The 987-nt window shown below is 79.2% G+C and carries 1 protein-coding gene; it reads left to right on the top strand.

Annotation, left to right across the window (positions count from 1 at the left end; all coding sequences use genetic code 11):
* The first annotated feature begins 191 nt into the window (after positions 1-191).
* On the top strand, positions 192-890 hold the full coding sequence (locus HCN56_RS24200; RefSeq protein WP_167974577.1) for a hypothetical protein: 699 nt from the start codon (positions 192-194) through the stop codon (positions 888-890).
* Positions 891-987 lie beyond the last annotated feature (97 nt).

Below are 987 nucleotides of genomic sequence, written 5' to 3'. Positions count from 1 at the left end.
CCCCCCCCCCCCCCCCCCCCCCCCCCGCGGCGTGTTCCCGGGCACGGCGCGGCGCCCGCCGCGCCCCCGGACCCGCCGCGGCCCCGCGCCGGTGCCACCGGTGCCGATGCGGGGGCCGGTGCGGCAACCCCGGTGCCGTGCAGCGGAGATAGTGTGACGGTGCTCGTGCCCGCCCGTCCCCCAGGAGAGCGATGAGCCAGCCCTGGCCCCCGACGCAGCGCCCCTTGGACCCCGCCCGGTCGGGGACCCCGCAGGCCCCGGCCGCCACCGCGGGCCCCGGCCTCCCCGCCGGCCCCGGCCTCTCCGGCCGTCTCCCGGGGCAGTCCGCCGGTGCGACCCCCGGCCGGCCGGCGCCCGGTCACCCCGGGTCCGCGCACCCCGGGTCCGCGCACCCCGCCGGGCCGGCGCACCCGCCGTCCGCCGAGCCCCGCACCGCAGGGCGGCTGGCGGGCGCCACCGCGCTGGCGCTGCTGGCCGCGCTGGTGGGTGGCGTCTGCTACGCGCTGCTCGTGCGGTTCCTCTTCGACCCCGCGACCAGTGAATTCGCGGTGCTCTCCGTGGTCTCGCTCGTCCTCGGCGCGCTCGTCGCCCTGGGGCCGGCGCTCCTCGGCCGGAACTGGTGGCACTACTCCGGCGGCGCCGCGCTGGCCCTGCTCGCGGTCGTGCTCGGCGACCTCTACGGCCTTGCCATGGTCATCGCCCTGCTGGTCGGCGACGCCACCGGCCTCACGGCGGCCGAGCTGTTCTTCCAGCGGTTCGGCGACCTGTGGGGGACCTGGAGCCGCACCGCGGGCTGGTCCGACATCCTGACGCTGTGCTTCGCGCCGGCCGCAGCCCTGGCGGTCAGCGGGCTCTGCCATGCGATGAGCCGCCGGTCGGCCACCTCCTGACGGGCCGGAGTCCGACGGGGGACGGCGTTTGCCGGGAACGACGAGGGGCGGTCCGCATCGGCGGACCGGTCGTTCCCGGCGTCAGTTGGGGGAGAGC

This window comes from Streptomyces lonarensis (assembly GCF_012033735.1).
Classification (GTDB): Bacteria; Actinomycetota; Actinomycetes; order Streptomycetales; family Streptomycetaceae; genus Streptomyces; species Streptomyces lonarensis.
This window is presented reverse-complemented; position numbering and strand designations above follow the sequence as displayed.